Raw genomic sequence first — 9,110 nt, forward strand, 5'->3', positions numbered from 1 at the left:
AGTTTTTTTGATGAACAATTGTTCTTATTATTTTTGTCTGAAATAAACTTCAATCGGAACTCCGGTAAACCCGAATTGTTTTCTCAACTGGTTTTCAGTAAATCTCTTATATGGTTCTTTCACATATTGTGGAAGGTTACAGAAGAATACAAACTGTGGCGAAGGCGTAGGAAGCTGTACACAATATTTGATTTTAATGTATTTCCCTTTCAATGCCGGTGGTGGTGTCTGTTCGAAGATCGGAAGCATTACTTCATTCAGTTTTGAAGTTTTAATTTTCTTCTTACGGTCTTCATAAACCTCCATGGCTACTTCTACAGCTTTTAAGATTCTTTGCTTCGTTAAAGCTGAAACGAATAGGATTGGAATATCCTGGAACTGACCAATTTTATCTTTGATTGATTTTTCGAAATCACGCATCGTATTGGTCTCCTTATCCTCAATCAAATCCCACTTATTCACAAGGATTACAATTCCTTTTCTGTTTTTCTGAGCCAATCCGAAGATATTCATATCCTGAGATTCCCATCCCTGTGTAGCATCCACCATGATGATCACGACGTCAGAATACTCAATAGAACGGATAGATCTCATTACGGAGTAAAATTCAAGATCTTCGTTTACCTTAGACTTTCTTCTCATCCCTGCGGTATCTACCAATACAAACTCGTGTCCGAATTTGTTATATAAAGTCTGGATACTGTCTCTGGTAGTTCCTGCAATATCGGTTACGATATTTCTTTCAACATCCAATAAAGCGTTTGTCATCGTAGACTTTCCTACGTTTGGACGACCTGCAATCGTGATTTTAGGTAATCCTTCAAATGGATCTTTATATTCTGTAGTAGGGAAATCTTTAACGATATCATCTAACAAGTCTCCTGTTCCTGAACCTGTAGCAGAAGAAAGCGTGTAATATTTATCAATTCCTAACTGATAGAATTCTGTTGCTGGAAGTTCTTCCTTTGCAGAATCTACTTTATTGATAACGATATAAATTGGTTTGTTGGATCTTCTAAGAAGTCTGTAGATTTCGTAGTCTGTGTCAGTAAGTCCTTCTTCTACATTCATCATAAAGATAATAGAAGTGGCTTCATCAACCGCTAATTGTACCTGTTTACGGATTTCCTCTTCGAAGATATCATCTGTACCTACATCATAACCTCCGGTATCAATTACCGTAAAGTCTACTCCGTTCCAGTCTGATTTTCCATAGTGACGGTCTCTGGTAACACCAGCTGTAGAATCTACAATTGCTTCTCTTCTTTCTAATAAACGATTAAAAAGCGTAGATTTTCCTACGTTGGGACGTCCAACGATTGCGACAATATTTGACATAAAAAATGTTTAATAATCCTTTTACTTTGCTCAAGGATATGTTATTAATGGGTTACTCCAACTTTTGGAGCCCAATTTTTTGCAAAGATAGGGTTTTATTATTTAACAGATTAAGGCTGGGAGAAGGAGGCTGGATATTATTATCCATGGGAGAATTCATAATAATCACTCTCATTAAAATTAAACAGATGGTATCTATAATTCTCCTATTTTCCAGGAGAAGCAGATTTTTTTTAAATTTTTATTGAAAAATAATTATTTGGATATCAATACATAAAGCGATCCACTCACCTATTATGTTAATTAATCTTTAATTTCGATTTTCATATTTAAAATAATTTCTATAATTTCGCGGCATAGAAACAGACCCATGGTGTAGCGGTAACACTACTGATTTTGGTTCAGTCATCTGGGGTTCGAATCCCTGTGGGTCTACAAACCATCCTTTTTTAAGGATGGTTTTTGTTTTTTGTTCCCTTTTGAAAAATAAAAAAGTAGATACTGAATTAGTCATAAAAGGGAATCAAGCACAAAAGTTATGAGCTAAGCAAAAAGTTTGGTTAATCTAAAGAGGAAAAATGTTCTATCCTTTACCTCTCTATACTGCATTCTGAAGTTTTTGATTTTAGCATTAAAAGTTTCAGCAGAAGCATTAGTGCTTCTTTTGTCAAAAAAGACTAAGATCTCTCTATAATGATTCATTATTATTTTTCTTAAGATAGATTCTCCAGTGGTTTTATCAATCCATCTCCTCCTTTTGATAGGAAGCAGAACCCGTTTTCCCCCCAAAGGAAAATCTTCAACAAGAACCGAAGAGTGAAAACCATTAGAATGATACGGACGATGGGTGAATTCTTGGAGAATGATATTCTTGTCCTCAAAATCGATATAAAGCACTCCATCAACTCCTTCTGCTTATATGATATCAAAGTACTCTACTAAAAATCCGGAAGTAAGAGTTTTTACTAGCTCGTCAGGAATATACATATTCCCAATTTAAAAACTTAACACTACATCCACAACTTTTGAGACTGATCCCATTTATGGTACTCATATACAATATTATTTTGATGAATTGATTATTAATTCACACCGTCTTATTTCGGTTAAAAATACTTGTTACTGCAACTACCGAATAGCGAGGTCAAAAAACTTTTATAAGGACCAAAAAACAATGAAATTTGCACTCTAATGAATGTAAATAATCATTGGAGGCAAAAAAATATACCAAGAAAACAGCTTAGAAAAATGTAGTTAATTTAAAATAAAATTACAAAAAAACATTGCAAAATATAAGTTTTCTAAGTTGCAACCCTATTAATAATTCACTAATTGACAGCACGATAAAAGAGGGAGGAAATCAATAATTGCTCAAAAGAAATAGAATTCTATTTAACTACAATAAGTCTATCAGGAATACACTTTCCCTCAAATCATCAATTTTATAAAAACTAATTTCCAATAATAATGAAAGTACCATTAAAAACAATATTCAGCTGGTTTGAAAAGGGTGATATACCCACAGAACAGCAGTTTCAGCAGACCTTTTCTTCATTCCGTCATTTAGATGAAAATATCAAGATGGATGAGATAATGGGTTTAAATGAAACTTTTCAAAAAACGGTATCCAGCACAACTTTTACAAATCATCTGCAAGATGAAAGCGCACACGATTTAGTGCTCGCAAAACTTAATGCATCCAATCTTACTACTAGAAATGTGGAAGAATGGAAAGAAAAATTAAAGATCAAACTATCAGCCACTATAGACGATGGTGAAGAGACCGGAAATGTCTATACAAAGGAGCAAATCGAGGAAATTGTAAATATACTTCAGGCAAAAGATAATGAAATGCTTGAGCTGACTGCAAAAATCAATGAAATACTAACCTCGAATGATGATCACCTTGATAAGCTTCAGAAAATCGTAGACTACATCAAAGAAAACAGGGAGCAGATAGAATTGCTTAAAGGTTCAGGAGCAAATTCTTCCTTTGGAGGAATTTTAAGGCCTACTGATAATATTATTGTTAAGCCGGGATCAGCAAAATGGTTTTGGGCAGGGAGTGGAGTTTACGAAAATGCTTCAGGAGTTACGATTGAAAATTTCGGAATAATTTCCTTTGACGGTTTTGTTTGGTCTGTTCTGGAGGTTAATATGCCTGGAGGTGGAACAGATGGATTTATTGATTTAACACAAGAAGATTAAAATGAGATATACAGGAAGAATTTATTTTACAAATTATGAAAGGTCAGATAAAGAAGTTGCAGATAACTTCATTTATCCCGTCATGTTCTTCATTAAAAATGAAGATGGAAAAATCATTAAACAGATTGCATATTCAGCTTTAGGAGAAAAGTCAGAAAGTGAATACGGAACTGGTGGTGGAACCGGAGGAGGCAATGGAATTGTTTTCCGCGCAAAATCTGAAATACCTGCATCGTTCGTAAAATCATTTGGAAGCGAAATTAGAATAGTTTTCTCGTGGTCATCCATCGACAGCGTTGATGGTAGTGAGACTGGCGGAGGAACTGCAAGTATTTTAAAAGGAAACACGATCCTATTTAATAAAAACATTAAGCAGGGAGCCAATGATATAGATATCACGCCATATATTTTGGCGGGAGATAATACAATAACACTTAGTATCACCGATAGCTATGGAAATAACAGGAAATTAAAATATGATATTCAAACAATAGCACTTGCTTTAAGTACTACATATGACAAGACCACTATTAATTCGGGACCAATCATTTTTCGGTATATTCCAACCGGGAATGTCGAGAAAACGATTCATTTCAAATTAAATGGATCAGATCTTCCGCCAGTAGTTACTTCCATAAATAACAAAGAGCTTCTTTATGAAATTCCTGCACAGTCGCACGGAGTTCATATTTTAGAGGTGTATATGACCACTGATTTGTCAGGAGAGATCATTGAAAGCAATCACTTATTTACAGATATTATCAGTGTTGTTGCCGGTAATTTAACGCCTCTGGTTTCTTCAGCAAATAATGTTGTTGCTAATCAATATGCTCCAGCTTCGATTGAATATCTGGTGTATTCACCATCATCAAATTATAGCGATGTTGAGATTTTGGTCGATGGAGTGAAGGTTTCTGAATTACTTGTAAATAGAAGTTTGCAGAAGTTCACCTATACATTTACGGACTCAGGTGCGCACACTGTAACTTTTAAATGTGGTAATGTCACGAAAAATACTTCAGTAGTTGTAACTGCTTTCGATATTCAAGTTGAAGCCGAAACGTTAGGCTTGGAATTATTTTTAAGCAGTCGAAACAGAAGCAATTCAGAGATTAACAAAAACGAGTGGAAATACAAAAACCTGTCATGTACTCTTACTGATTTCGATTTCAGCACCAATGGGTGGATTCAAGATTCAAAGGGTTCTGTGGCACTTAAAGTGAGCGGAAATGCAAGAGTTGAGATTCCTTTTAAAATATTTGATAACGATTTTAAAACAGGTGGTAAAACATTAGAATTTGAATTTTCAACTTCAGATATAAAAAACAGTGACAGTACTATTTTTTCTTGTAAAAATGGAAATGTTGGATTTGTTGCTACCTCAAATTCGTTTTCGTTCAGTTCTGAGCAGGACAGTACGTCCATATTTTTTAAAGAAGAGGAAAGGATCCGTGTAAGTGTAGTCGTTACAAAGGTTGCAGATCAAAGATTGGTATTTGTATATATCAATGGAATTATATCTTCATTATATCAGTATAATTCATTAGACAGCTTTTTACAACAAGCTCCTCAAAACATTACCATTGGAAGCAGTGATTGTAATATTAATCTATATAATATTCGGGTTTATAATAATAATCTAAACGCCGATCAAATGTTGTCGAATTTTATTGCTGACATGGATAACCTGGTTGAAAAAGTCAACATTTACGAGAGAAATAAATTGTACGATGCATTCGGAAATTTGTCCTACGATAAATGTTTACAATCAATTCCATGTTTAACCATTGTTGGAGATTTGCCAACTTACAAAGGCGATAAAAAAACAATTGTTGGAGAATATGAAAATGCTCAAGATCCTACAAAATCATTTTCTTATGTAAATGCGAGTGTTGATGTTCAGGGTACATCATCACAATATTATCCCCGAAAAAACTTTAAAATCAAATTTAATGGAGGTTTTAAAAATGGAGAATTAGTTTCTTCCAAGTACAAGCTTCGTAATAATTCATTAGCGGAAAAGACATTTACTTTTAAAGCTGACTTCATGGAATCTTCAGGTTCTCACAACATTGGTCTGGCGAGGCTTGCACAAGATTCTTTAAATCAATTGGGTTATTTAGTTCCACCGCAATTAATTGATCCTAACATCCGTACTACGATGGACGGGTTTCCAATGCTTATATTTCACAGAGCGACCCCAGATTCGGAGCGTATTTTCTTAGGGAAATATAATTTTAACAATGATAAGTCGAATGAAGCAACGACAGGTTTTACAGGTGGTCAGGAATGCTGGGAATTTTTAAACAATACATCAGATAATACATTATTTATTGCGACAGATTTTCAAAGTGTAGATGGAAATGGTAAGCATTTATGGAAAAATGATTTTGAGGGAAGATATCCGGAAGATAATGAAGATACTTCGAATCTTGAAGCTTTGCATACATGGATTGTGAGTTGTAAAAATAATCCTGCAAAATTCAAAGCCGAGGCTCCAGATCATTTCAATATTCAGTTTTTACTGTTTTATTATGTATTCACTGAGTTTTTTGCAATGGTCGATCAGCGCGCTAAAAATCAGATGTTTGCAATGTATCCGGATACGCAAGGAAACAACCGTTGGTATCTTATTTTTTATGATAATGATACGGTTTTAGGCCTTAATAACGAAGGCCACAATGTGTATGATTACTGGGTGGAAGCTCACGACCAAGTAGGAAGTGGTTTTGTCTGGAATGGGGCACTTTCAGAGCTTTGGAAATTGGTTGAAGTTGCTTTTGATACTGAAATTACGGCTTTGTATCAGCAAATGAGAGCTTCAGGAATTTTGACTTATGATAAGTGCAACACTTATTTTAACACATTAGAATCTGACAAATGGGCGGAAAGTATTTTTAATGAAGATGCAAAATATAAATATATAGATCCTTTGGTGATAGCCGGGAACGGAAGTTACTTATACACCGCACAAGGCTCAAGGAAATCGCACAGGAATTATTGGTTATTAAATAGATTCAGATATATGGATGGAAAGTATGACACCTCTACTTTCTCTTCTGACTATATTACGATGAGACTTTATACACCTTCTGGAACGCCTGTAGTTCCTCCAAATGCTAATTTTTTATTAACGGCTCTGAAAGACGGATATACGAAAATTAAGTTTGGTTCCTATATCAACCGTGCGAGGCTTAGAAAAAATGTTGCATCTTTAGTTCAAGCTCCGGCTATTACTTTTAACGACACAGAAACTATTATCTATGGTGCATCTGCTATTAAAGATCTTGGAGATTTGTCAGGAAAGTATCTTGGTACTTTAGATGTTTCAAAAGCGACGAATTTGTCAAAATTACGAATAGGGAGTCAAATTTCCGGTTATTCAAATCAAAATTTGAGAAACTTGTTTATTGGTAATAATACAATTCTGGAGGAGTTGGATGTAACGAATTGTCCAAATCTAAAACAGTCAATAGATCTTACTGCTTGTACAAGTATTAAAAGAGTTTCTGCTGCAGGAACAGGAATATCGTCGGTCTTATTGCCAAAAGGTGGTTTGCTTACTTCCTTAATTTTGCCAAGTACAGCAAGTACTTTAATATTAGATAATCAAAAATTTATTACCTATTCTAACTTAACTTTTACAGCAAGTTCAATTAAAACACTTGTTATCAAAGATTGCCCTTTAATTAATGTTAATGACATTGTTTCAAATCTTAAAAATTTGAGCAGAGTGAGAGTTAATAATCTAAATGGAAGTAGTGCTTCGAGTGAGATGTTTTTCCCAATTATCAATGCTAAGGGGATTGATGATTCAGGTAACACAACGCCTCATTCTATAGTTGAAGGAACTTGGAACTTTACTACCATATATCAAGAAGATAAAGATTTCATGGAAGCTAATTGGCCAGACTTTAAATTTACATTTTCAAATGTTGCCACTTTCATTCAAATTTCGAGTGCGACCAGGAAAGCTACATTATTAGATGTCTTTAATACCAACGGTGATGGAGAACTCAGTTTTGCGGAAGCAAGAGCTGTTATCAATATTCCTGCTGACACTTTCAACACATCTGTTAATACCTCGAGAAAGCTCTCTTACAGTTTTGATGAGTTTAGATTTTTCACGAATGTGGAGACAATTGGAGATAGAGCATTCAATTCATATGAAAATGAATTGGAAAGCATTATTTTTCCTCCCAATATAAAGAAGATAGGTTCTAATGCATTTTACTTTAAGTATAATGCTGTTGTAGTCGGAAATTTTGATAAGCTAGAGGAACTTGGCGAAATTCCATTTTATGGAAAATACTTCGATATCAATTTATTTAAGAATGTTAAGATTTATACAACAAATTCATTTCAGTTCATGTATCCGAGAGCGGGGAAATATAACCTTCCTTATATCACGAGAATTTTCAAGAATATGCTTACTAATAATGTAAATAATTATACTGTTGAAGAGCTTGTTTCCAATCTTGTTGATTTATCCGGGTGTACGAGCTTAGAAAGAATGGATTCGTATGGTTTGACTTTAAGGCCTCTTAGGGGAGAGAATGAAGTTACTATTATTCTTCCGGCTTCAATTAACTACCTAGAAAACTACTGCATGCCTATGTACCCAGCTGCAGGCCAATTTGGCGTTACAAGAGTAATAATTAAAGTATTGGCAACGACACCTCCTATTTTGGTGGGAACTAACTTTGTTGCTGATGGGATAATAATAGATACAGTAGAAATTCATGTACCCGCAGCAAGCGTTTCTGCTTATAAAGCGGCAACCAACTGGAGCTATTTTGCCGCAAAAATTTATCCGATAACATAATAATAAAATATGACACAGACAGACAATATAATTAAAGCGGATCCTGGGAAATGCTTTAAAAGAAAAATAGATGGAGTTGTTTTTGGCGATGAAATCTATTTGGGAACAACTTATTATCTTGATGGATTAAGACTTCAAGAACCAATTCAGGAAAGTCCTGATGATTTTGAAGAAATTGATATCGAGGTTCGAACAGAAGAAATTAATTAAAATATGATAAATTCAATTATTTATTTCCCGAACGGAAATTTATAACTAGTCCTGACACTATGATAAAGATCTTAGGACAGAAATAAATAATTATAAAATTTACATGTTTAACAAACCATCCTTTTGTAAGGGTGGCTTTTTTTATTCTAAAATGAAATATGAACGTGATATATAAAAAAAGGCAGCCATAAATGCTGCCTTTCTCTATTTTCATTTTTACTTATTAGACCAGATCAAACCTGTCAAGATTCATCACCTTCGTCCACGCTGCCACAAAGTCTTTCACAAACTTACCTTGTGCATCAGCACTTCCGTATACTTCAGCGATAGCTCTCAATTCAGAATTAGATCCGAAAACAAGGTCCGCACGTGTTGCTGTCCATTTTGGCTGACCTGTTGAACGGTCTGTTCCCATATACAGTTCTCTGTCATCTGACATTGCTTTCCACTGTGTTCCCATATCCAGAAGATTCACGAAGAAATCATTGGTAAGAACTCCCGGACGGCTGGTGAATACGCCATGTTTTGA

5 protein-coding genes, 1 tRNA gene and 1 pseudogene are annotated in these 9,110 nt (G+C 34.6%); 4 read left to right on the forward strand and 3 right to left on the reverse strand.

All coding sequences use genetic code 11. The features are described 5' to 3' along the window. Positions 1–27: 27 nt before the first annotated feature. Positions 28–1,338: a ribosome biogenesis GTPase Der gene (der, locus tag NK356_RS18225; RefSeq protein ID WP_034696809.1), complete on the reverse strand. Its 1,311-nt coding sequence runs from the start codon at positions 1,336–1,338 to the stop codon at positions 28–30. 364 nt (positions 1,339–1,702) lie between these two features. On the opposite strand from der, the gene NK356_RS18230 reads away from it, so the two are divergent. Further along, positions 1,703–1,773, forward strand: a tRNA-Gln gene (locus NK356_RS18230). Positions 1,774–1,881: 108 nt separating this feature from the next. Here the strand turns inward: NK356_RS18230 and NK356_RS24185 are convergent. Continuing rightward, positions 1,882–2,235 carry a transposase gene (locus tag NK356_RS24185; protein ID WP_367399314.1) on the reverse strand — a complete coding sequence of 118 codons (354 nt, stop codon included), beginning with the start codon at positions 2,233–2,235 and terminating at the stop codon, positions 1,882–1,884. A gap of 570 nt (positions 2,236–2,805) precedes the next feature. On the opposite strand from NK356_RS24185, the gene NK356_RS18240 reads away from it, so the two are divergent. From NK356_RS18240 to NK356_RS18250, 3 genes are read left to right on the forward strand one after another with little or no spacing between them, the layout of a single operon-like run. Then, positions 2,806–3,546, forward strand: a complete 741-nt coding sequence (locus tag NK356_RS18240) for a hypothetical protein (RefSeq protein ID WP_253317663.1) — start codon at positions 2,806–2,808, stop codon at positions 3,544–3,546. Position 3,547: 1 nt separating this feature from the next. Continuing rightward, on the forward strand, positions 3,548–8,371 hold the full coding sequence (locus tag NK356_RS18245; RefSeq protein ID WP_253317664.1) for a CotH kinase family protein: 4,824 nt from the start codon (positions 3,548–3,550) through the stop codon (positions 8,369–8,371). A gap of 9 nt (positions 8,372–8,380) precedes the next feature. Beyond that, positions 8,381–8,581: a hypothetical protein gene (locus tag NK356_RS18250; RefSeq protein WP_253317665.1), complete on the forward strand. Its 201-nt coding sequence runs from the start codon at positions 8,381–8,383 to the stop codon at positions 8,579–8,581. Positions 8,582–8,804: 223 nt separating this feature from the next. On the opposite strand, the pseudogene NK356_RS18255 reads toward NK356_RS18250, so the two are convergent. Next, positions 8,805–9,110, reverse strand: a pseudogene (locus tag NK356_RS18255) (catalase-peroxidase); the annotation flags it as partial.

The sequence above is a fragment of the Chryseobacterium sp. S0630 genome, from assembly GCF_024158915.1.
Lineage (GTDB): Bacteria > Bacteroidota > Bacteroidia > Flavobacteriales > Weeksellaceae > Chryseobacterium.

Bases quoted from the DNA above. Each gene is read 5' to 3' on its own strand.
- der (WP_034696809.1), bottom strand. From the start codon at position 1,338: ATGTCAAATATTGTCGCAATCGTTGGACGTCCCAACGTAGGAAAATCT.
- NK356_RS18240 (WP_253317663.1), top strand. From the start codon at position 2,806: ATGAAAGTACCATTAAAAACAATATTCAGCTGGTTTGAAAAGGGTGAT.
- NK356_RS18245 (WP_253317664.1), top strand. From the start codon at position 3,548: ATGAGATATACAGGAAGAATTTATTTTACAAATTATGAAAGGTCAGAT.
- NK356_RS18250 (WP_253317665.1), top strand. From the start codon at position 8,381: ATGACACAGACAGACAATATAATTAAAGCGGATCCTGGGAAATGCTTT.